This window comes from Mesorhizobium sp. M0195 (assembly GCF_040322115.1).
Classification (GTDB): Bacteria; Pseudomonadota; Alphaproteobacteria; order Rhizobiales; family Rhizobiaceae; genus Mesorhizobium.
Genome location: NZ_JAMYSV010000027.1, coordinates 24,406 through 47,768 on the forward strand (window position 1 = coordinate 24,406; position 23,363 = coordinate 47,768).

Below are 23,363 nucleotides of genomic sequence, written 5' to 3' on the forward strand. Positions count from 1 at the left end.
TCGGTTCGCTGCGCGCGGGAGTTTTAAGCAGGGCCGTTGGTGCCAATCAGCCACGCGGGGGGATAAAGAACTCACGCGGCCCGGCCGTAGAAAATGAAAATACATTTTGTCTCATAGTTTTATGAGCTGCTTGCCGAAGTTCTCTCCATTTAACATGCGCACAAAGGCATAAGGTACCGCTTCTATCCCTTCAGCGACATCTTCTCTTGTCTCAAAAAGCCCCTGTTTATACCAAGACAACAGGTCGGCCTTTGCCGTATCAAATTCGCTTTCGTGATCATCAAGCAAAAAGCCCTCGATCCGAGCGCGGGCGATCAGAGTTTTCCTGAGATGTCGCAAACCGATATCTGGTTGATCAAACCTATCAGCCAAAGCAATCGTTCCGACAACGATAACTCGACCGAACGTATTGAGATTTAACACTGCCGCATCATGGATCGGTCCCGCAGTATTATCGATAAACACGTCTACTCCGTTTGGGCACGCAGCGGCGACATCGGCCACCAAGTCAGTCGACGTTCGGTGGTTGACGCCTTCGCGATACCCAAGCTTTTTGCACCATTCGAGTTTCGCGTCCGTGCCCGCAACAGCTACCGGATCAAGTCCCTTGATCCGCGCGATTTGCCCCGCAATCTGCCCCACGCCACCAGAGGCCGCGGAGATCAAGACTGTTTCGCCTTGTTTCGGATTGCCGGTCTTGAGTAGCGAAAAATACGCCGTCAGACCCGGCATCCCTAGGTAGCTGAGCGAGGCTTGGACTGGGGCGTCGGTCGCGGTCACAACCTTGGCTGAAGACGCAGGAATGGTCGTAAAAGGCTGCCATCCAAAATAGTCACTCATGACAATGTCGCCGGGCTTGAAATCAGGGGATTCGGATGAGATCACTTCCCCGATTCCACCTCCCAACATCAGATCCCCCAATCCAAAGCCAGCAGCGTAATTTTTCGCGCGACTGATCCTACCCCGCATGTAAGGATCCACCGAAAGCCACAAGGTTTTGAGTAGCAGTTGTCCCTTTGCGGGTTCCGGAATCGGGCGATCTTCCAGCATCCAATTGCCGACAGTCGGCATTCCCGACGGATAACTCCGTAGTACCCAGCTAGGATTTTTGGCCATGGCGGTCTCCTTAGCGGGTTCCGTCACTCAAACCCTGATGACCGAACCACTTCTTCCTGATGCAATAAATTGCATTCCATGATAATGGGCAACTAGGAGAAACATTATTTTATATTGCGAAAGAGTGGCTCGGTGGACATGGTGGCGGCAATGCGCATCGCAGTCGAAGTTGCGCGCCTTGGAAGTTTTACCGCAGCAAGCCGGGAATTAAGGCTTTCCGCGCCGTCAGTGAGTCGAATTATGGCTGAGCTGGAGGCCGATATAGGGGTGCGTCTCTTCAACCGCACAACCCGCCAACTCAATCTAACCGATGCAGGGCTGGAGTTTGTGCAGAAAAGTTCCGGCATACTTGAGGAGCTTGATGACATGCGGAGCGTGGTTCGGGAGCGCCACGACACCCCGCGCGGGCAATTGCGGGTGTCGTGCGTTACGGCTTTTGGCAACGAATGCCTAGCACCAGCCTTGCCGGAGTTTTTGCGAAGATTTCCCCAGCTAGGCATCTCACTTGATGTCGGCAACCGCTTGGTTGATCTTATCGAGGAGCATTACGATGTTGCGATTCGAGTCGGTCCATTAAGCGATTCAACTATGATCGCACAGAAGATATTTACGCAAAAAATAATATTTGTCGCCTCTCCCGGCTTTTGCCGAAGGTTTGGGATGCCCAAATCACTCGACGAAATCAGAAACTACCCATCGGTCACGCAAGTCAGCGGAGAATGGGGGCGAACACACCAGTTTAGATATTTAGGTGAAATCATCAATTTCGACGTTTTGCAACACTTTACGATGAACTCCGCGCGGGCAGTGAAAAATGCTTGCCTGACCGGATATGGCTATTCATTGCTAGGGGATTTTATGGTTGCAGAGGACATTGCGGAAAACCGTCTGGTGCATCTGCTGCCAGACTACGAACCCGTGGAGCAACCAATCTACGCCTTTTATGCACAACGACGCCATACACCGCAGAAGATACGAGTGTTCATCGACTACTTGACTGAGATTTTCGGGCGTTGAATCCTGCCAGGATCGTTTGCCCCAACTATCGTGCAGCCTCCTGATTTCGGGCGAGCGCCCACCGACAACGCCAGCCGCACGCCCGCCCGGGAAGCGCACGCGGTGGATCGGACCGTTGGCACGTAGCGCCAACATCTCGGGCGAGGGCTCGAAGTGATCGACGCGCCACATCGGCAGCGTCGGCAAGGGTCGTTCTGACATGGTGGCACTTCACTAAGCGATGGTAGCCGAACGACAATCACGAACCGAACAGAACCGGTGAGCCGCCCGAACGCCCCAAAACCTCATGCTCTCGATCACCTCTTATTTGTCGCCGCATGCAGATTGTGCCTGTTCGCTAACGGCCGGAAAAGGGGTGATCGACCAATCGATCAAGTCGACGGCGCGCTGAAGGGCGGCCTCGGTTTCAGCAAGGCCGGGTGAAGTGGCAATGACATGTCCAATCCAGTCTCGGAAATCGCCCTTCCTGACGATCGGCGTCTTGGGTTCAACATTCAATTTGACCTCGGCGACACCTGGTATAGCAGCTGCCTGAGTGTCGCCACCGATCCAGTCGAGGGTGCCATCTTGATCAGGAAGCAGAAACCGCGCGGCCGCAGTGTGCGAATGCTTTTTGCGCAGATTCCATTCCTCGCCAATGACAAGCTTGATGTGCTCGGTGACGAGATCGATACCGTAAGCCAACTGGACCAGTTGAGGGTCGGGCGCGCCACTAAGACGCGGATTGACTTCAATGACGACTGGACCGCGTTTCGTGCACCGGAGTTCAATGTTCGTTGGCCCCCAGCCAAGGCCGAGAGCTCGCAAACAGCTCAGCGAAACATCGGCGATGCGCTCACGCTCCTCTTCAGTCAGCAGGGCCGGATAGGTCACCTCACGAATGACGAAATGCGGGAGGGGACCAAAGTCATTGGCGCAAATCCCAACGACCTCATTTCCCATAATATTAATGCTATAGAACGGGCCCTGTGCGAATTCTTCGACGAGTATTTTCGGCGTAGACCGCCATAAGTGCTTTCCGCCCAACAGATATCTCGTATGTTCGGCTACGTCTTCGGCGCTGCGGCACAATCGGACACCAATGCTGCCGCTGCCTACTGCTGGCTTAAGAATCACGGGCAGGCCGATCTCCGCAGCAGAGCTTTCTACCTCTGCCGCATTCGTTGCCAACCGATAAGCAGGTATTGGAACGCCGGCCTGCGCGAGGAGCTGGCGTTGATCGAATTTGTCGCAGCTTCGTTCAATCGATTCAGGGTTCGGTCCCGGTAGATCGAAATGCCGGCAAAGCTTGCCAACTGTCGCATAGACCGACTCGTGGTCCCCCGCAAAGCCAGTAATACCAGCAATGTCGTGGGTCGCACGCAGCCGGGAACATTCGCGGATCAACGCATCGAGATTGTCAGTATCGACACGGATTGCCTCAACGTTTTCCGCCGCAAGATAGTCGTACCGAGATGGATCAGCCGTCAGAGTAATTGGATGAAGACCAAGACACTCAGCCGCTTGGACGTATAGCAGACCAGTACCCCTATGACCCTCAACCAAGATGAGCGCTTTTCTTACCATTTGCTGTTAACCCGATGTTGCATGCTGTGCGGCGGTCCGAGGGTAGTCGGTAGCACTTTTCTTAGCCGTACCGGGCCTCAGACTTGCGTGAACGTACCATTGCCAACGACTGGCGGTCCTAAAGATCTTGTAAATTGATTTGAAGGATCTGTTGCAGCGTTTTGATTACCGCGGTGTCGTACAGAGCGTCTCAACGAACGTCGGAGGCTTGCGCCGTTCAAGCGAGGTTAGGTGTGATTGGTGTGTGATCTCGTTGCCTACAATCAAAGTCTGCAAGCGCCTAAAGGCCTCTTCCTTGCCGTGAGTTTGCGCGCCACGCGGAGCGCGGCTCTTGGCTGAGCGCTACCTCACTCATTTCCACGAAGCGGCAGGCAGCCGGGCCTCGCCCGCAGCATCGAACTGCTTGTCGACCAACAGCCTGCCCACTCGTCAACCCACCCAACCCATCAAATCCTCAGTGCAGAGGTACTAGCGGATATCAGCTCTTTAGTGGCCTACCACAGCCTGCATCTCCTCGACGGGATGGATGCCGGCATCGCCGTAGCATGGTGGGTGCACTCCCGGGTTTATTCTTGAAAATGGCTCGAGCCTTGCGGTCTGCCCGGCTGACACAATCAGGTCTGAGGCTGCGCCGCCCGGTCATTCCCAGCATTTTGCCTTAGGCAGCTTTGCCAAGATTGTCCCGCAGCAGAACCTGCCTGAGCGCATCGACGAACTTCCGAATATCAGTCGTGCTATGGGCGGGCGTAACCGTCACCCTGAACCGCTCGGTTCCCGCTGGAACACTCGGCGCCAGAATTGGCTGAAGGTATATCCCATGGTGATCTAAAAGCTGACGGGACGCTTCCTTGCAACGGAATGGATCACCAATAAGCACCGGAATGATGTGGCTTTCAGTCGGCATGACCGGGATGCCGGCCTCTTTCAGCAATCCGATTAAAAGGTTCGTTTGCCGGCGCAGAGCAATTCGCTCTGAATCTGAATCGCGAAGATGGCGGAGCGCAGCCAGCGCACCAGCCGCCACCGCCGGCGCAAGCGCCGTGGTGAAAATGAAACCGGTCGAGAAGCTTCGTATGCTGTCAACAATGGAAGCCGGTCCGGTCAAATAACCCCCCATCGAGCCGAACGCTTTGCCCAGCGTCCCTTCGATGATGGTTGGACGATTCATGATGCCAAGTTCCGCAGCAATGCCGGCGCCTTTCGGACCGTACATTCCCGATGCATGAACTTCATCCAGGAACGTCATTGCGCCAAATTCGTCCGCCATATCACAGATATCTTTGATCGGTGAAATGTCACCGTCCATTGAATATATCGATTCAAAAACAACGATCTTGGGTCTTGCAGGATTTACACTGCCCAGAAGTTCCCGCAAATGCGCAACATCGTTATGCCGGAAGACGCGCTTTTCCGCCCGGCTGTTGCGGCATCCACTGATAATCGACGCATGGTTGTGCGCGTCAGAAAATATAACTGTGTTCGGCATCAACGATGCTAATGTACTCAGTGATGAATCGTTTGAGCTGAAGCCGGAAACAAAAATCAATCCTGCTTCCTTATTGTGAAAATCTGCAAGCTCCCGCTCCAGCAAGACATGATAATGGTTGGTGCCACCAATGTTGCGGGATCCTCCCGATCCTGCGCCGTTGGCATCGATGGCGCGCTTCATTGCCAATAGCACTTTTGGGTGCTGCCCCATGCCGAGATAATCATTAGTGCACCAAATGGTTATCTCTTTTCGGCCATCAGGCCTATTAAGCCAGGCCTTTGGGAAGTTGCCAGACTGACGCTCCAGATCGGCAAATTCACGATAGTCGCCGCGGCCTTTGAGTTGCTCGATTCTTTCGGCGAAATATTGCACATAGTCCAAATCTATCTCCTGGTTGGGAAGCCGTTTTTCGGCGCGCTGAGTGCTGCTTCACAGTGCACGTGCACGCCGCCAACGCCCGTTGCGTCCCTCAACAAGCACCAGCAACTTTGGATTTCGACTACCCCGCTTGAGCTTGCCGGGGTTTCGGCCCGCCCTAATTAATTGAATAACAAGCCCCGAAATTCAAGTGAAGAGAATGTAATTTATTTGTTATCGAAATGTCTAAAATTGCATGATGCCGCAATGTAATTCATAATTCTGGTCCGTCGTCCGATTCCTCTCACGGCGTTATCAGAACCGCGCTCGGCGGGCTTCGGGCCCGAAAGCCGCAATACGCGAGGGCCGCGTCTTGTCGCGCAGCAGCCCTTGAAGGCTCCGGCGGCGAAGCGCTCTGCCAACGCCATATGCAGCTCTTGGACTTGCCGGTCTGCCGGTTCATGTCGACGGTGCCGACGTCATAGTCGGCCCAGCCGGTTCGGAGCCGCCTTCAAGAATATGGAAACTTCTGTCATCAGACATAGGCGCAGACATAGAAATTGACACCGTAAGCTCCCCTGGCTCCTTCAGTGTCATCATCTCTCCCCCATAATCTCATGCCACCCAGATGAGATCGCGCCTGCTTCTGTTGTCCCATTCCATTGTCAGGGTCAGAATAGGAACGGTTTACTTGTTTCATATCTGAAATAATCGTTCATAGATAATTGCGAAAGGTTATATATTTGTAACAAACGATTAGCATCACGTAGACTTGTTTCCCACTCAATCAGGAAATATAGTTCGCTGGTTATATCTTATTAAATATCGCCACCTAGTGAAACGCGTCTATTGGACGTTGTCCGTAGAGCTGCAACAGAGACGAGGAGAATTCCTATGGGCGCTATGAAGATGCAGCCCGATGAGATGGGCAGCCTGTCCGCCCGGATTTACAACAAGGTGCGGGAAGGCCTGATCATCGGCAATTTCGCGCCGGGCGATCGTCTCCTCATGCAGGATCTTGCGGAGCAGCTCGGAACCAGCATTACGCCGGTGCGCGAAGCTTGTCTGCGGCTCGTCAGCGAGCAGGCACTCGAATTGCGCTCCGGCAGGTTCGTCACGGTGCCAGACCTCAGCCGCGCCCGCTACATTCAGATCAAGCTGATCCGAGTGGCGCTTGAAGGGCTTGCGACAGAACACGCTGCCGACCATGTTACCCCCGCCGATCTCGAACAGCTTGAGACCTTCCGCGCCTCGTTCCTAAAGAGCGAAAGGACCGGCAATATCAAGGAAGCGCGATCCTCCAATCGCGCTTTCCACTTCGGCGTCTACCGCCTATCGCATATGCCGATGCTAATCGGACAAATCGAAAGCATGTGGGCCTCGATGGGTCCAATCCTTAACGTTTACTATCGGGAAATTCCGCGCGGTTATACCGGCGCGGAAGAACATGACCATCTCATCGAGGCCTTGAGGGCCAGCAACAGGAAGAAGGCCCGCGAGGCGATCGAGAACGACATCAAGCGAGGCTCGCCTAGTTTTCTGCGCTATTTCGACGAGCGCGGCCCCGACTGAGCTGATGCCCTCCCATCGACCTGCGCAACGCGCGGTGTGCGCAGGCCGGCCGTTTCCCCGCCGTCTACAGTCACCACCGTGCCGTTGACATAGGTCGATTGATCCGAAAGTAACCAAGCGACGACATCCGCGATCTCTTCAGGGGCACCGAAGCGGTTGGCAGGGATCCGCAGTTCGAGCTGCTTCTTGCGTAGTGCATCGCTTATGATCTTGCCCATCATGCGCGTTTCGATCTGGCCGGGGCAGACAGCATTGAAGCGGATCTCCTCGCCGAACTCCAGCGCGAGCGCCTGCGTCAGGCCGATGACCGCGGCCTTCGAGGCGCAGTAGGCGGCGAGCCCTTCTTCGCCCGTCTTTCCGGCGATGCTGGCCATGTTGACGACTGAACCCCTCCCGAGCCGCAAGCCTTCCAGCGCATGACGGATGAAGAAAAAGGCGCTGCGTGCATTAACCGCAAGGACCTCATCCCAATCGTCCTGGGTGGCGGTGGCGAAGGCAATGCGCTTTGACATGCCGGCATTGTTCACGAGCCCCGCGAGCCGGCCGTTGCCAAGTTCAAGCGCACGGTCGACGACACGGCGGCAATCGTCTTCACGGATGACGTCACCGGCAACGAACGTGACGCCGTGATTGGCGCGTTCGAGCGCCGCGCCCGCTTCTGCATCTCGGCCGGTCGCCACCACTCTGGAGCCGGCAGACGCAAGTTTCTCGACGCAGGCCCGTCCAATCCCGTGCGTCGCGCCTGTTATGATGATCATTCCAATTCACTCCATTACGTATGGCAACCGCACAGTTTGCTCGCGGCTCGCTTTTGGGCCAATGCCCCGCCCCCATCAAATGATGACGAACAACGTGGTCATCGCCTGGATCTGTGGATCAAATTGTAACGCAGGTTACATCCGGTGACTGGCTCAAGCGCCGCGCCGTCGACACAACGGCTAGATTGGCGATACTGCGCACGATGGCCATGTCATTCCTCGCGTGATGGGATGTTCCGTAGAAGCGGAGCGATATGCCGGTATGACTACCAATAAGGCGGACCGGCTGTTCCGATAGGGACATCCATACTGTCGCATAGACCGACTCGTCATCCCCCGCAAAGCCAATAATGCCTGCAGTGCTGCACAATGCGCCAAGAACGCACCGACCAATCAGTGTTTCGAACTGTTCGCCGGACACGGGATCGCCTGTGAGTTGGAAAACCATGTCGCAATGGCTGGACATGCATCGCGAGCGGCGAGCCTGGTGACACGGGACTTGCGCCGGCACGATCTCAAGGGAACCGCCGCGAGGGCTTGCCGGAGGAAGCTGTGCTGCCCTGCCCCTGCTTAAGCAGTACCGCCGACTAAGCATCAGGAACCGGCGTTCCATTTGGAAGCCTCCGTCCCGTCCGGTCGGTCGTGAGGAAGCCCGGAGGACGTCGCCGCGGCCAGTTGCATGGCTACTGTCTCCGGCCTCGTCTTTCGTCAACTAGATCGTGATGCCGGTCGAGGCGATACCGCGATTGAAGACACCGGCCCGGCAGCATCGGCTAATGAAAAACGCTATTGACTTATAACTTATAAGTAGTACGGTGACGCTGTGAATGAACGACGGCGCGGATGGCCCTGAAGGCGCACTCGCCTAATCGGTGACTACGATCCACCAGCAAGTCTCTCTGCTCCCAAGGCAGACCGCGGAGCCGGCGAAATCGCCGGCTCCGGACCCGGGAACACACGAAAATGGGGAATCACATGACCAAGAATCACGCTTTCCAATCCATCCTCGCGGCGGCTTTCGTCACCAGCGTGGCCGTCCTGCCCAACGCCGCCCAAGCCAAGGATTGGTGGCCCTTCAAGATAAACGCGGCCAAGGGCGGCGATCTGAAAAAAGTCGAGGCACTCGATTATGTGCCGCTGGAAAAGGCCGAGAAGCCCTGGAACCTGTGCGTTTTGTTTCCGCACCTCAAGGACAGCTACTGGGTCTCGGTCGACTACGGTATCGTCGAAGAAGCAAAGCGCCTGGGTGTCAAGGTGACGGTGCTGCAGGCCGGCGGCTATGACGCGCTGCCAAAGCAGCTGTCGCAATATGACGATTGCGTCGCATCCGGCGCCCAGGGCGTCCTCGTCGCCGCCATCTCGGAAGCCGGTCTGGCGGCCAAGCTGAAGGAGGGCGACGCCAAGGGTCTTGTTCAGATCGCCGTCGCCAATCCGATCCTGGAAACCCCGATCACCGCGCGCATCACTCCCGATACCTACCAGAAGGGTTTTCAGGAGGGTGAGTACCTCAAGAAGTATCTCGGCGACAAAAAGACGACCGCGATCGGCCTGCCGGGTCCGCAGGGATCGGGGTGGGCGGAGAGCTATATGGCGGGCTTCCGCGACAGCACCAAGACCGGCAACATCAAGCTCGTGGCCGAGCTCTATGGCGAGCCCGGGGTTCCGCAAAGCCTGCGCATCGTCGAGGACGCCTTGCAGACCTATCCGGATCTCAATGTCATCTGGGGCGGGGCTGCGGCGGCGGAAGCGGCCGTCAGTGCCGTCGCCGACGCCGACCGCGACGATGTCGTGATCATGTCGTCCTACGAGAACCAGACGATGCTGAAGCTGGTCAAGGAAGGCAAGGTGCTTGGCTTCGCCGCCGAGTATCCGGTCATGATGGGCCGTATCAGTGTCGACCTCGCGGTGCGCGCCCTGGAAAAGAAGGACTATGAGAAGGTTCTGCTGGTCGCGCCGGGTATCGTGACCAAGGACAACGTCGACAAGATCGACCCGACGCAGATTTTCGCGCCCGATGGGTGGAAGCCTGAATTTTCGGTACAATAGTCGCATCTTCGATGGGCGGTAGACCTCGGCCTTGGCCTGCCGCCCTTCTTGCTTCGAGTTCGGTGGTGTCAGCGATGCTTGAACTTACGGGTATGACGAAGCGTTTCGGGGGTGTGGTGGCGCTTGACCGCGTCGACTTCACGCTGCTGAGCGGTGAGGTCCATGCCCTTCTCGGGGAAAACGGCGCCGGCAAGTCGACGCTCATCAATCTGATAGCGGGAACCTACGGCTGGACCGAAGGCTCGTGCCGTATCGACGGCCAAACCGCTTCCGCGCTGACCCCACAGAAATCCCGCGATGCCGGCGTCGCGGCAGTGTTCCAGGAATTCAGTCTCGTCCCCGACCTCACGGTCGAGGAGAACCTGTTTCTCGGACGCGAGTTGAAAGGGCGGCTTTTCCTGAACCGGCGCGCGATGCGCGCCCGCGCCGAGGAACGCTTCCGCGACATTGGCTTTCACGTTGAGCTGGACAGCAAGATCGAAACGCTGACCCGGGCGCAAAAGCAGATGGTCGAGATTGCCAAGGGCATGCTTTCGGATGCCAAAATCCTCATCCTCGACGAACCGACCGCGTCGCTTACCGACGGTGAAGCGGAAAAACTGTTCGCCGCCATCGCAGGCCTCAAAGCCCGCGGCGTCGGCATCATCTATGTGTCGCACCGTATGGCGGAGATCCGTCGGCTCGCGGACCGTGTCACGGTGCTGCGAGGAGGGCGTAAGATCGACACAGTGCCCATCGCCGCGGCATCGGACGCGACCCTGATCGAGATGATGGTCGGCCAGCCGGTCGAACGACTTTATCCGTCAATCAGCCAGCGCCCTTCCGATGTCGTGCTGGCGACCAGGGGGATCGGTGTCTCCGGCACCGTAGCGGATGCCTCCATCACGGTCAGGGCTGGAGAAATCGTCGGCCTGGCGGGCCTTGTTGGCTGCGGCCGCAGCGAACTTTGCCGAGCCGTGTTCGGCTTGGAGCGTGTGACGTGCGGTGAGATCGAACTCCAGGGCGAGGTGGTCAGAGCGCCAGTGCCGCACAGCATGTTGCGTGCCGGGCTCTGTTACTATCCGGCGGATCGCGGCGCCGAGGGACTGGCGCTTGGCCGTCCGGGCCGCGAGAACGTGACCATGGCCGCGCTTGACGACCCGAGACTGTCCCACGCCGGACTGCTCAAGTCATCGCGCGAGCGCCGGGCGATAGCCGGGCCGCTGAAGACACTGGGTTTGCGACCTATGGCGCCGGAACGCGCGGCGTCGTCGTTTTCGGGAGGAAACCAGCAGAAACTCGTGCTGGCGCGCGGTCTGATGCGCCCGGTCTCGGTCCATATCTTCGATGAACCGACGGTCGGCATCGACGTCGGCGCCAAAAGCGAGGTCTACAGGCTTATGAAAAGCCTGGTGGAGAATGGCGCGGCTATTCTGCTGTCGTCGTCCGAACTGCCAGAGCTCGTTCACCTGGCCAACCGCGTCTACGTCATGCGTGAGGGGCGCATAGTCGCCGAACTCAAAGCCGACGCCATCACCGAGGCGACTGTGCTGCGCCACTATTTCGACGCCGAAACCGGCGCCACGGAGGCGGCATGAGCCCTGACACGCTGCGGCGACGTTTTGTGGAAACAGGCGGGATCGTCATCCTGCTTCTGGTCGCGGTCGCGGCGGCGGCCGCGATCATCGAACCGCGTTTTCTGAACCGCCTGAACATCCTCAACGTCCTGCGCAATTTCTCCTTCTTGGCGGTTCCGGCGATCGGTCAGATGATCGTCATGACCACGGGCGGTTTTGATCTGTCGGTCGGCGCCACCATGGCGTTGGCGTCCGTGGTCACTGCCGCGGCGATGGCCGCGATGCCCGATGCGCATGGGCTCCAGCTGCTGGTGCCGGTAGCGCTGGCCTTGGCCAGCGGCGCCTGTGTTGGCCTGGTAAACGGCACGCTGGTGGCGCGGCTTTCCCTATCACCTTTCATGGTGACATTGGCATCGTTGTCGATCGTCGCGGGACTTACGCTCTATTACACACAGGGTATCCCGATCTATGGCGTTTCCGACGCCTTCGTCGATGCCATTGGGCGAGGGCAGGTGCTTGGCCTGCCGCCGGTCTTGCTGCTGGCGATCGCGGTGATCGCCATCGCCATCATTCTGCAGCGTCGGACCGCGCTCGGGCGCCACTTCTACGCCGTCGGCGGCAACGTCGGCGCCGCTCGGCTGTCGGGAGTGCGCACGCACCGTGTGCTGATAACCGCCTATGTGCTCTCCGGTCTTCTGGCCGCGCTCACCGGTGTGCTGATCACCGCTCGCATCGGTTCTGGCCAGTCCACGATCGGCGGCACGCTGGGACTGGAGACGATCGCAGCGGCGGTGATCGGCGGCGTTTCATTGCGCGGCGGCTCAGGCCGCGCCGAGAACGTCGCCATGGCGGCGCTGTGCCTGGCGATCATCGCCAATGCGATGAACCTTACGCAGATCGACAGCAAATTCCAGACGCTGGTTCTGGGCTCGGTGCTCATCGGCGCACTGGCTTTCGACCGAATTGTTCAGGGGAGGCGGGTCAATGTCTGATCGTCCAGACATGGCGGCTCCGGTTGTTCTTGACCGCGCTCGCCCGGACATCCGGCAGTTCGCGGCGCAGGCCAAGCTGCCGGGGCTTGTATTCCTGGCCCTGCTGGTTCTCGGTCTGCTCGACCCGCGCATCGTTTCAAGCGGCAATCTCTGGAACATCGCGATCCAGACCAGCTATCTCGCACTCTTCGCCATGGCGCAGACCATGGTGCTGCTGACGCGCGGCTTCGACCTGTCGCTTGGCTTTACCGTCTCGCTCGTCAGCGTCATATCGGCGATGGTGATGACCGGAACCGGCGATATGCCCATCCTGTGGGGAATCGCCGCTGGCCTTGGCGTCGGGCTGCTGATCGGCGGGCTAAACGGCTTCCTCATCGCCGGTATCGGCATCAATCCACTCGTCACGACGCTTGGCATGGCCAACATTGTCATGGCACTGGCGTCAACCGTCAGCGGCGGCTTTCCCGTGCCGGGCGTTCCCGAAGCCTTTACGGACGCCTTGGCGGAGGGACGGCTGATCGGCATTCCGGTGCCCATCCTGTTCGCCGCGCTGTGTTTCGCACTGCTGTTCCTGGTCCTGCGCTTCACCGTGTTCGGGCGCGGCCTGTATCTCATCGGCGCCAATCCTCGCGCGGCGACGGCGGCGGGCGTTCGAACCGGACGCGTCGTTGCGATCGACTACGTGGTCTGTTCGCTGCTGGCCGCGATTGGCGCCATGCTGCTCACCGCGCGCACCGGCTCGGGCGAGCCCAATCTCGGCGGCAACCTGACCCTGGAATCGATAGCGGCGGCGGTGGTCGGTGGCGTGCGGCTGACCGGCGGAGAGGGAGGCGTCACGGCGGCTCTGCTCGGCGCCCTGTTCATCACGATCATTTCCAACGCCATGAATCTCATGCAGGTCGACGGCTATCTGCAGCAGGTTCTTTTAGGCCTCATCATTCTGGCCAGCCTGATACTGGGCCGCGATCACAAGAAACGCTAACAGCTTCGGACCTTAAATGGCATATCAAGTCTGCATCGATATCGGTGGAACCTTCACCGATTGCCTGGTTTCCGAGCCCGGTGGGAAAATCTCGATCTTCAAATCGCCCACCACGCCCGGCGAATTCGAGAAGGGATTCATCAACGTGCTGCACGTCGCGGCCGCTGGATACGGGCTCGATCCCGCGACGTTCATGACCAAGATCGACTTGATCGTACACGGCTCGACCGTCTCGACCAACGCGCTGGTCGAGCGCAAGACCGTCAAGGTCGGATTGATCCTCAACGAAGGACACCAGGACATCCTCGTCTTGCGCGAGGGGCCGCGCAAGGGCGCCTTCCAGTGGCGGCTCGACTATCCGGAGCCTTATGTTCCGCGCCATTTGACGAAGACGGCACGGGGCCGCGTCGATGCGCGCGGGCGGGAGCTCGCGCCTTTGTCGAGATCCGATGTCGAGGCGGCGATAGCCGACTTCCGGCGTTATGGGGTCCAAGCGATAGCGGTCGGTCTGCTTTGGTCGGTCGTCAATCCCGTGCATGAAACAACGGTGCGCGAAATAATCGCGCAGGCATGGCCGGAGATCCCGGTCACGCTTAGCCATGAAGTCAATCCGATGTCGCGCGAGTACAAGCGCATCATCGCGGCCGCTATCGACGCGTCGATCAATCCGATCGTGCGCACCTATATCGAGGACTTGCGGCAAGCACTTTCGCAGGCGGGCTTCCAGGGCGAGCTGCTGCTGGCCAACTGCGTTGGTGGAATGATGCCTCCCGCCGAGATGCTGCGGCGGCCAATCTACAGCGTCATGTCGGGGCCGACGCTGGCGCCGATGGCGGCACTGGCGCTGAGCGACGAGGCCAATGTCATCGTCGGCGACATGGGCGGCACCACCTTCGACGTCTCGGCTTTGCGTGACCACCAGATCATCGTCACCCCGGACAGCATGATCCACGACGATTCATTAGGTATTGCGAAGGTCGATGTGAGATCGGTTGGCGCCGGCGGCGGGTCGATTGCCTGGGTCGACGATGGCGGCCTGCTGCGAGTCGGTCCCCAGAGCGCTGGCGCGCGGCCGGGGCCGGCATGCTACGGGGCGGGCGGCACCGCGCCGACGGTCACCGATGCCAATGTCGTGCTCGGCATCATTGACCCGGATTATTTTCTCGGCGGCCGGATCAAGATCAGCCGCGAACTGGCCGAGAAAGCGGTTGCGAGCATCGCGACGCAGCTCGGCATCCCGCTGCTCGACGCGGCTTACGCCATCCAGACCACCAGCAACCACAACATGGTCGGGGCCATCGAGGAAATCACCATTCGCGAGGGCATAAACCCACGCGACAGTTTCTTCGTCTGCGGCGGCGGTGCGACCGCCATCCACATCGCCGAGATGGCCGACATATTGGGCTTGAAACGCTACATGATCCCGCGCTTCATGGCCGGGCTGAGCGCGTTCGGCGGGTTGATCTCGGATATCACGCGCGAGGAAAGCGCGGTTTTTCTGACCTCGACCCGGCGCTTCGACGCCGCGGGCGTCTCCGACATCCTGGCGCGGTTGAAGGTGTCGGGCGAGGCATTCCTCGAACAGGCCGGCGTTGAGCCAGATCTCCGGCGTTTCGAGTTCTCCTTTCTTGGTCGCTACGAGTACCAGTCCTGGGAAATCGAGGTCCATTTCGAGGCCGATGAGGCGCGTCTCGACGCGGCGCAACTGCCAGGTCTCGTCGAAGCGTTCCATCAGATGCACGAACGCATTTATTCAATCAGATCCGACCGCGACGTCGTCGAATTCACCAACTGGAAGCTGCGCGCGGTGGGCAAGCGGGCCAATCAGGATGCCTGGAAAGACTTCAGGCTGGCCGACCAGGCGACAGCGCCGGTCGCCAAGACCCATCGGCCAGCTTATTTGCACGAAACCCGGCGGACGAGTTCTCTGCCCGTCTACGACATGGACCAGTTGGGCGCGGGGGCGGCGCTTGACGGCCCCTGCCTGGTTGAGGCGACGACGTTCACCGCCTTCCTCAAGGACAAGCATCGCGGGCGCGTCGACCCGCAAGGCAACATCGTCGTGACCGTCGATTGACTCAACCCTTCCCGAACAAGGCACCGCAAAATGCATTCACCTGTCATTCGCCTGGAGACGCCAACGCGCCGCGTCGATCCGTTCCTGATGTCGGTTCTCAAAAGCCGGTTCGAGGCCGTCGTGCGGGAAATGACGCTGGTCGTGATGCGGGCCAGCCGCTCAGCGGTAATCAAGAACGCCCGCGACCTGAGCTGTGCGATCCTGACCTATGATCACCGCCTCGTTTCTACCGAGGACGCGCTGCCGATCCACGTCATGTCGATGGATCTGGCGACGCGTCCGATAACGGAGTTGTTCGACGATATCGCCGACGGCGACATCTTCCTCAACAACTGCCCGTACACGGGCGGCACCCATCATGCCGACCTGATCATGGCGATGCCGATCTTCTTTGATGGCAAGCCGCTGTTCTGGGCCGTGGCGCTCTCCCATCACGCCGATACTGGCGCGCCGACACCTTCGACCTATCTGCCATTCGCCAAAAACGTTTATGAGGAAGGAATCCACTTCCCCTGCGTGCGTGTGGTCGAACAGCACAGGGAGAAGCAGGACATCCTGCGTATCGGCATGATGCGCAATCGAGTTCCAGACATCTGGCTCGGCGACGTGCGCGCCCAGATCGGCGCCTGCAGGACCGGTCGACGCCGTCTGCTGGAACTGCTCGAAAAATACGGTCGCGACCCACTCGTGGCTTTTGTCGAGGACTGGTTCGACTACGGTGCGCGGCGCGCAATGGCCGAGATCGCCAAATTGCCGAAGGGCAAGTTCTCTTACGAGGTCCGCCATGACCCTGTCCCCGGCGTGGCGGAGGAGGGCATCCCGGTCAGGATCACCATCGATGTCGACCCCGAAGCCGGCGAGATCACGGTCGATGTGCGCGACAACATGGATAATGTCCCGGGGGGGCTCAACCTCTCGGAAAACACCTGCACGGGCTCGTGCCGTATTGGCGTATTCAACAATCTCGACGACGGCATCCCGCACAACGAGGGTGCCAAGAGCCGGATCAAAGTCTTGATGCGGGAGGGAAGCGTGGTTGGCAAACCTCGCTACCCCGTTGGCACGTCGGTGGCGACCACCAATGTCAACGACCGGTTGATCATCGCCGGCAATTGCGTGTTCTCGACCATGGGAGAACCGTATGGCCAGGCCGAGAGCGGCTCGCACCTGCCAGCGGGGATCGGCGTGATTTCAGGCAAGGATCCGTTCAAGGATGGGCAGCCCTACGTCAACCAGGTCTTCATTGGCTACGCCGGCGGCGGCGCGCGTCACGGCTATGACGGCTGGTTGACATATTGCGGGCCGGCGAATGGCGGCCTGATTGCGCTGGATTCCGTCGAGGTGGACGAATCCATGTATCCCATCATCATTGAATCGCGCGGCGTGGTGGCGGACACGCAAGGCATTGGCGAGTTCGAGGGCGCTCCCGCGGTTGGCGGTGTCTTCTATCCCGTCGACCACGAGATGACACTGGTCTACTCGGCCGACGGCACAACCTTTCCGCCGCGCGGCGTGCTCGGCGGCGGTGACGCCAAGGCCAGTCGCAGCGCCAAGCGCGGCACGGACGGCGAGCTGGTGGAATTGCCTGCCTTCCATGAGGAGGCGTGTCGCGCCGGCGAGCGCATCGAGTTCGTTGCGTGTGGCGGCGGTGGGTACGGCGACCCGACCAAGCGCGATGTCCGCCGTGTCGCGGCCAGCGTTGACCGCGGTTGGCTGACGAGCGAAGCGGCTCGCCAATCCTACAAGGTGGCCCTGGTGCTGGACGCCGAGCAGGGCGCCTGGGTCGTCGACCAGGATGCCACCGCGCGCCTTCGGGCGGCCTGAGCCAGCGCGAAGAGAGGTCGCCGGCAAATGACCGGCGGCTTCGATCACGCCCGCTTGGCGGCCGCGTCCTGCTCGTCGAAATACCGCAACAGGTTCATGCCACCGCGCACGATGTCGCGTTCGATCGCCTTACGCGCCACCTTCTTGTTGCGGGTCCGGAACGCTTCGATCAGCGTCTCGTGCTCCTCCGCGCCGATGTAATCGTTCTCGGCCTGCAGATAATACACGTTGAGAATAGGGCCCATCGAGACCCACAGGCTTTCGATCTGGGCGATCAGCATATCCATCTTGGACAGGCGGTAGACGCCGAAGTGGAATTCACGATTGGCGCGACGGGCGCGGTCAGCATCGCCGGACGTTTCGCCGGCCACGAAATCGCGATGGATCTCGACAAGTTTTTCAATGTCGGCCTCCGAAACATGTTCGACGGCGAGTTCGGCCGCTAGTCCCTCGAGCGCGATGCGAATGAGCCGGACCTGCCAGTAACGCGACCGGGTCAGCTCTGGAACGGTGATGAACCGCCCTGACCGCAGTTCCAGCGCCTGCTCGCTAACGAGCCTGAAACAGGCCTCGCGCACAGGCGTGACGCTGGTGCCCAGCCGTTGCGCCAGATCCTGCATCAACAGTCTTTCGCCGGGCCGGAAATTGCCCGCGATCAGGGCTTCGCGCAGCGAGATATAAGTTCTCGCCGACAGACTGCCTTGCTCGATTGGCTGCATCGTGCTCATGGTCCACCGCTGCAATGTTGGCCGCACCGAATCGGCAACGGATAGGTACGAGACGCTCTTATATCCTATAAGTCAGGTTGCGAAACATGGCTAAGAGCTGGCGGATTTCCCAGCGGGGAGCTTGCGCAGGATTGTCTCGATGACGTCAAGTGAGTTCTCGACCGTCGCCCGGTCATGGCTCCCTGACAGATAGAGACGCTTGAGCGGAAGCGGCTGACCGATCAGCCGGTTCGCCACCATCTCCTTGCGGAATGCGAGATCGAAGACATCGTCGTTGCGCAGCAAGTCCTGGTAGTCGCGGTAAGGACCGCTGAGGAAATAGATCAGCCAGACCGAGCCAAACCCGGCGCTCTGCGCGGGCAGGCCGAGGCGATCGATAATGCCATCCAGCTCCGCCCGCATGAAAGCGCCGAGGGCAAACAGGCGGTCGTAGAAGCCTGGTTTCGACAGCTCCTCGATCGTCGCCTGCATGGCGGCGAGCGTCGACGGTGTGCCGTTGAAAGTACCGCCCATGAATACGGAGCCTTCCCCGGTCCGGCCGACGAGCTCCATGAGATCGCGACGACCGGCCACCAGGCCGACGGGATAGCCTGACGAGGCCGCCTTGCCGAAGGTCGCAAGATCAGGCGTGACGTCGGCGATCGACTGATAGCCGCCGAGCGCGTGACGAAAGCCGGTGATGACCTCGTCGAAGATCAGCACGACGCCATGATCGCTGGTCAGGCGACGTAGGTCGCGCAGGAAAACATCCGTCGCGATCACCGACCCCATATTGTGAGCGATTGGCTCGATGATGATCGCCGCCACCTCGCCTGGATTGGCGTTGAGATAATCCTCGACGGCTTGGGCATCGTTGTAAGGCAGCACGACAGTGTGACGGGCCGCGTCTTCGAGGATGCCGGCGCTGATGGGGTCGTACTTACCGATGGCTTGCGCGTGCGACTGTACGTTCATAGCGACATAGTCGTGCCAGCCATGATATCCGCCTTGGAACTTGATGATCCGCTTGCGACCGGTGGCGGCACGGGCAAGGCGCAGGGCGTGATAGGTCGCCTCCGATCCCGAATTGCAGAAGGCGACGAGATCCGCGCACGGGATGCAGTCGACCAGCGCCTCCGCCACCTCGATCTCCAGCCACATCGTTCCCGCTCCGACAAGATCGATGTCCTGGGAGACCGCCGCGATGCGTTCGCGCACCGCCGGATGACAGTGGCCAAGCACATTGGCGCCGAAGCCGCAATGGAAGTCGGTGTACTGGTGTCCATCGATGTCGTAGAGAAACGCACCCTGCGCCCGGGCAAAGACATGCGGCGCGCCGAGCCTGCGGCTCGGGCTGAGCAATCCGCCCGGCATCACCGCACCGGCGCGCTCTATGAGTGAGGTGGTGTTATTCTGATCGGTCATCGTAATGTCCGTGCATGGCTATGGTTGTCCGCCGCTCAGCCGAGGGCCTCGCGGACGGTGGCCTCGATCCCCGCCGCGTCCAGCCGGTAGTGCTTGTAGAGATGCGTTGGCGGCGCGATCAGGCTGTATTCGTCGCGGATGCCATGGCGTATCAACCGTGCCGGGCTGCCCGCTTCCGCCAAAATTTCCGCTACCGCGCCGCCCAGACCGCCGAGGATATTGTGTTCCTCGATGGTTAGGATGAAGCGGGAGTGGGCCGCGGCCGAGAGCACGGCCTTGCTATCCAGCGGCTTGATCGTGTGCATGTCGATCAGCCCGACGGATTTGCCGGCTGCGCGCAGCTTGCGGTGAGCCTCCCTTGAGGGATGGACCATCGAGCCGCAGGCGATGATGGTCAGGTCCGATCCTTCGCCGTGAACGATCGCCTTGCCGAATTGGAAGTCCACGCCGTCGTCATAGACCACTGGTTCCTGGCCGCGGCCAATGCGGAAATAGATCGGCTGGGCATGATTGACAGACGCCTTGACCGCCGCCGCCAGTTGCGGGCCGTCGGCCGGCGCGACGACCGTGAGGTCGGCAATGCTTCGCATGATGGCAAGGTCTTCCGTCGCATGGTGGGAGGTGCCGTAGAAGCCGAGTGAAATACCGGCATGATGACCGATCAGCCGCACCGGTAGGGCCGAATAGGCGACGTCGGTTCTGATCTGTTCGCAGCACAGCAGCGCGAGGAAAGAAGCGAATGTAGCGACGAACGGCATGGCGCCGGTGCTGGCCATGCCGGCAGCAGCCGAAACCATATTCTGTTCGGAAATGCCGAATTGCGTGAAGCGCTCCGGAAAGCGTTGCGCGAACCGAACCAGCCCGTTTGAATATTGCAGGTCGGCCGTGCCCACCAAGATGGGATGACCCTCTTCAACCAGATCAATGAGTGCGTTGGCCAGGTAGCTCAGGCCAGGTGCGCGTGCGTTGATCTGGCGGTATTGCCAGGAATTGGGATCGATCGGGCCGTTCATTGCGCTTTGCCTCCACGCTTGATCTCTTCGGCGGCCAAGGCCTCGTCCGACGGCGCGAGATAGCCCAGATGCCAGCCGGGTTCGGTTTCCATGTAGCCAACGCCCTTGCCTTTGGAGGTCTTGGCAATGATGCAGACGGGCCGAGTTCGATTTGTCTCGGCCTTCAGCTGTCTCAGAAGCGTCGCGAGCGCCACGACGTCATGCCCGTCGACCTCGCGCACCTGCCAGCCGAATGCCGTCCATTTGTCTGTCAGCGGCTCTATACCGATGATGTCGTCAACCTGACCGTCGAGCTGGTATCCGTTGCGGTCGACAATGGCGATTAGATTGCCGGCCTTGTGATGGGCGGCAGACAGCGCCGCTTCCCAAACCTGGCCCTCCTGCATCTCGCCGTCGCCGAGCAGGACATAAACATCGAAGCGCCGGTCTGCGGCACGGGCGCCGAGCACCATGCCGAGACCGCCGGACAAGGCATGGCCGATCGACCCGGAGCTAAAGTCGACGCCGGGCACCTTACGCATGTCAGGGTGATCGCCAAGCGGATTGCCCAGCCGGGTATAGCCATCGAGAACGTCCTTGGAGAAGAAACCCCAGTCGACCAGCAGTGGATAGAGGCCTACCGCCGCGTGTCCCTTGCCCATAAGGAAGCGGTCGCGGTCCGGCCATTGCGGCTCGCCGCGCTTGAGCCGCATCGCATCGTAGTAGAGCGTCGCGAATATCTCCGCGCAGGAGAACACCGACGAGTAGTGGCCAACCTTGGCTATTTGGATGAGGCGCAGCGTCTCGAGCCGCACGAATTCGGCCCTGTCCCGCAAAAGGGCGATCTGCTCGTCGTCGGGTCGTAAGGCGATATCTGATGGGGTTGGTGGGTTGGGCATAGAGCGTGACTCCCAGGATCATTTTTGCTCGACAACTTATAAGTTATAAGATATTTATCGCTTTTGCAATCGCCCATCTGGTCGCGAAGGAGAATTTTGATGAAGAACGAATTGCGCGTGCTGGACATGGCCAGGCACTTTCATTCCCAAACGGATCCCCGCCTGCATGAGGATCATGGTCCGTTGATGATCATGGCCGGCGAGGGCTCGACCATCATCGATGACGCCGGCAACCGCTACATTGAGGGAATGGGCGGACTCTGGTGTGCCTCGCTCGGCTTCAGCGACAGCCGGCTGGCTGACGCGGCTGACCGCCAGATGCGCAAACTGGCCGTCTACCACACCTTCAACCACCGTTCGAACGAGCCTACCGTCGAACTCGTCGAACAGCTCGCCGCGTTGGCGCCATTCGACGACGCGCGCGTTTTTCTGGTCGGCTCCGGTTCGGAAGCCAATGACACGATGGTTAAGCTCGCCTGGTATTACCAGGCCGCGCGTGGGCGTCCCGAGAAACGGAAGATCATCAGCAGGTTTGGCGCCTTCCACGGCAGTACGATCATGGGCGCGGCGCTGAGTGGTTTGCCGCACATGCACAAGTCCTTCAACCTGCCGCCGCTTCCCGTGATATTCGCGGCGAGGCCGTTCCACTATCTCGATGGTCTGCCAGCCGAGGCGGAGCGTGACTACGCCACGCGCTTGGCCCAAGAACTCGAAGCCCTGATTCTAGCGGAGGGGGCCGAGACCATCGCCGCGATGATCGCCGAGCCGGTAATGGGCGCCGGCGGCGTGCTGGTGCCACCGGAGGATTATTTTCCAAAGGTTCAGGCGGTGCTGCGCAAATACGACATCCTCATGCTGTCCGACGAGGTGGTCTGCGGCTTCGCACGCACCGGAAACTGGTTCGGCAGCCAGACATTTGGCATGGAACCGGACATGCTGTCGGTCGCCAAAGGGCTTTCATCCGGTCACCTGCCGATTGGCGGCGTCATTATCTCCGACAAGGTCTACCAATGCGTCGCCGACGAGGCCCACAAGGTCGGCGTGTTCGGTCACGGTTTCACCTATTCCGGCCATCCGGTGACAGCGGCTGTCGCCGCCGAGGCGATCAGGATCTACCGCGAGATCGATCTCGTGAGCCAGGCGCGCCGTCTCGGCGATTATCTGCATGCAGCGCTCGCCGCCGCGCTAGGCGACCATTCGCTGGTCGGCGAGGTTCGCGGCCGCGGCTTTATCGCGGGGATCCAGATCGTCGAGGATCGCGCCACCCGTCGCGCCTTCGCGCCGGAGCTCCGGATTGGCACGGATGTCGAGCGGCGGTGCCGCGATCATGGCGTCATGATCCGCAACATGGGCGACGTGCTGGCGATCTGCCCGCCGTATGTGATCACCCCCACCGAGATTGATGCCATGGTTGATGGCATTCGGGCAGCTCTTGATGAGACCGCGGCGGAGCATCCGTGGACTGGCTAGTTGGCATGAACCCGCGGGGCACGGCGGCGAGACATCGCGCAAGGGCGCGTGCCCGTCTGGACGTGTCGTTCTACCGCGCGACAAGGGCGCTTCGCTAAGGCGCGAGCCGCAGCATAGAGGATCCTGATTGCATATTGGAGGCTAAACCATGCTTCAGAAAACCAGCCATTTCATGCGGCAGGCCAATCTCATCAACGGCGAATGGGTGCAGGCTGACAGCGGCCAGACAGTCGACGTCAACAATCCGGCTACCGGCCTCAAGATCGGCACGGTGCCGAAGTCGGGCAAGGCCGAGACCCGCCGCGCCATCGCGTCGTGCAGCTTGCGCAACAGCTTCGAGCGTTCGAGCGCGGTGGTCTTGCGCCACGTCTTGAAGGCAGCGTCGGCGGCCTCGATGATGGATAATCAGGACGTGCTGGCCGAACTGCTGACGATCGAGCAGGGCAAGTCGCTGTTCGAATCGAAGGGCGAGATCGGCTCGGCCGCGTCCTACATATTGTGGTTCGCCGAAGAGGGCC

18 protein-coding genes and 2 pseudogenes are annotated in these 23,363 nt (G+C 60.0%); 11 read left to right on the top strand and 9 right to left on the bottom strand.

Features of this window, described 5'->3' with window-relative positions:
- Positions 1-111 precede the first annotated feature (111 nt).
- On the bottom strand, positions 112-1,116 hold the full coding sequence (locus NKJ12_RS28685) for an NADP-dependent oxidoreductase (RefSeq protein ID WP_352706733.1): 1,005 nt from the start codon (positions 1,114-1,116) through the stop codon (positions 112-114).
- A gap of 138 nt (positions 1,117-1,254) precedes the next feature.
- On the opposite strand from NKJ12_RS28685, the gene NKJ12_RS28690 reads away from it, so the two are divergent.
- A complete protein-coding gene (locus NKJ12_RS28690; RefSeq protein ID WP_352706771.1) occupies positions 1,255-2,133 on the top strand; it encodes a LysR family transcriptional regulator in 879 nt (292 codons plus the stop codon).
- An 81-nt stretch (positions 2,134-2,214) separates the two neighbouring features.
- Here NKJ12_RS28690 and NKJ12_RS28695 read toward each other — a convergent pair.
- The 3 genes and pseudogenes from NKJ12_RS28695 to hemA form a co-directional block, all read right to left on the bottom strand.
- Positions 2,215-2,334: pseudogene (locus NKJ12_RS28695) on the bottom strand (monooxygenase); the annotation flags it as partial.
- A gap of 102 nt (positions 2,335-2,436) precedes the next feature.
- A complete protein-coding gene (locus NKJ12_RS28700) occupies positions 2,437-3,699 on the bottom strand; it encodes an ATP-grasp domain-containing protein (RefSeq protein WP_352706735.1) in 1,263 nt (420 codons plus the stop codon).
- 658 nt (positions 3,700-4,357) lie between these two features.
- Entirely contained in the window at positions 4,358-5,569 is a 1,212-nt protein-coding gene (gene hemA, locus NKJ12_RS28705) for a 5-aminolevulinate synthase (protein ID WP_352706738.1), read from the bottom strand.
- 870 nt (positions 5,570-6,439) lie between these two features.
- Here hemA and NKJ12_RS28710 point away from each other — a divergent pair.
- On the top strand, positions 6,440-7,117 hold the full coding sequence (locus NKJ12_RS28710; protein WP_352706740.1) for a GntR family transcriptional regulator: 678 nt from the start codon (positions 6,440-6,442) through the stop codon (positions 7,115-7,117).
- On the opposite strand, the gene NKJ12_RS28715 is transcribed toward NKJ12_RS28710, so the two are convergent.
- Positions 7,090-7,875 (bottom strand): SDR family NAD(P)-dependent oxidoreductase, encoded by a 786-nt coding sequence (locus NKJ12_RS28715; RefSeq protein WP_352706743.1) that lies wholly within the window; start codon positions 7,873-7,875, stop codon positions 7,090-7,092. The genes NKJ12_RS28710 and NKJ12_RS28715 overlap by 28 nt on opposite strands.
- 369 nt (positions 7,876-8,244) lie before the next feature.
- On the opposite strand from NKJ12_RS28715, the pseudogene NKJ12_RS28720 reads away from it, so the two are divergent.
- From NKJ12_RS28720 to NKJ12_RS28750, 7 genes and pseudogenes are all read left to right on the top strand, one after another.
- Positions 8,245-8,500 (top strand): annotated as a pseudogene (locus tag NKJ12_RS28720) (ISNCY family transposase); the annotation flags it as partial.
- Positions 8,501-8,850: 350 nt separating this feature from the next.
- Positions 8,851-9,921 carry a TMAO reductase system periplasmic protein TorT gene (torT, locus tag NKJ12_RS28725; RefSeq protein WP_352706745.1) on the top strand — a complete coding sequence of 357 codons (1,071 nt, stop codon included), beginning with the start codon at positions 8,851-8,853 and terminating at the stop codon, positions 9,919-9,921.
- Positions 9,922-9,995: 74 nt separating this feature from the next.
- A complete protein-coding gene (locus NKJ12_RS28730; RefSeq protein ID WP_352706747.1) occupies positions 9,996-11,498 on the top strand; it encodes a sugar ABC transporter ATP-binding protein in 1,503 nt (500 codons plus the stop codon).
- The gene (locus NKJ12_RS28735; RefSeq protein ID WP_352706750.1) at positions 11,495-12,469 is read left to right on the top strand and encodes an ABC transporter permease; all 975 of its coding nucleotides are present in this window, start codon (positions 11,495-11,497) and stop codon (positions 12,467-12,469) included. Before NKJ12_RS28730 ends, NKJ12_RS28735 begins: the two co-directional genes overlap by 4 nt.
- On the top strand, positions 12,462-13,451 hold the full coding sequence (locus NKJ12_RS28740) for an ABC transporter permease (protein WP_352706753.1): 990 nt from the start codon (positions 12,462-12,464) through the stop codon (positions 13,449-13,451). The genes NKJ12_RS28735 and NKJ12_RS28740 overlap by 8 nt, the downstream gene beginning before the upstream one ends.
- A 16-nt stretch (positions 13,452-13,467) precedes the next feature.
- Positions 13,468-15,528, top strand: a complete 2,061-nt coding sequence (locus NKJ12_RS28745; RefSeq protein ID WP_352706755.1) for a hydantoinase/oxoprolinase family protein — start codon at positions 13,468-13,470, stop codon at positions 15,526-15,528.
- A gap of 30 nt (positions 15,529-15,558) precedes the next feature.
- Positions 15,559-17,352, top strand: a complete 1,794-nt coding sequence (locus NKJ12_RS28750; RefSeq protein WP_352706757.1) for a hydantoinase B/oxoprolinase family protein — start codon at positions 15,559-15,561, stop codon at positions 17,350-17,352.
- A gap of 44 nt (positions 17,353-17,396) precedes the next feature.
- Here the strand turns inward: NKJ12_RS28750 and NKJ12_RS28755 are convergent, their stop codons facing one another.
- The 4 genes from NKJ12_RS28755 to NKJ12_RS28770 form a co-directional block, all read right to left on the bottom strand.
- The gene (locus tag NKJ12_RS28755) at positions 17,397-18,080 is read right to left on the bottom strand and encodes a GntR family transcriptional regulator (RefSeq protein ID WP_023685589.1); all 684 of its coding nucleotides are present in this window, start codon (positions 18,078-18,080) and stop codon (positions 17,397-17,399) included.
- Between the two features lie 90 nt (positions 18,081-18,170).
- Positions 18,171-19,484 (bottom strand): aspartate aminotransferase family protein, encoded by a 1,314-nt coding sequence (locus tag NKJ12_RS28760; RefSeq protein WP_352706759.1) that lies wholly within the window; start codon positions 19,482-19,484, stop codon positions 18,171-18,173.
- Between the two features lie 35 nt (positions 19,485-19,519).
- Entirely contained in the window at positions 19,520-20,497 is a 978-nt protein-coding gene (locus tag NKJ12_RS28765; protein WP_352706762.1) for a transketolase family protein, read from the bottom strand.
- Complete coding sequence (locus NKJ12_RS28770; RefSeq protein WP_352706764.1) at positions 20,494-21,375, bottom strand: transketolase; 882 nt, start codon at positions 21,373-21,375, stop codon at positions 20,494-20,496. Before NKJ12_RS28770 ends, NKJ12_RS28765 begins: the two co-directional genes overlap by 4 nt.
- A gap of 99 nt (positions 21,376-21,474) precedes the next feature.
- Between NKJ12_RS28770 and NKJ12_RS28775 the strand changes: the two genes are divergently transcribed.
- Positions 21,475-22,845: an aminotransferase gene (locus NKJ12_RS28775; protein WP_352706766.1), complete on the top strand. Its 1,371-nt coding sequence runs from the start codon at positions 21,475-21,477 to the stop codon at positions 22,843-22,845.
- Positions 22,846-22,993: 148 nt separating this feature from the next.
- A partial coding sequence (locus NKJ12_RS28785) for an aldehyde dehydrogenase family protein (RefSeq protein WP_502905750.1) occupies positions 22,994-23,363 on the top strand: 370 nt, incomplete at its 3' end.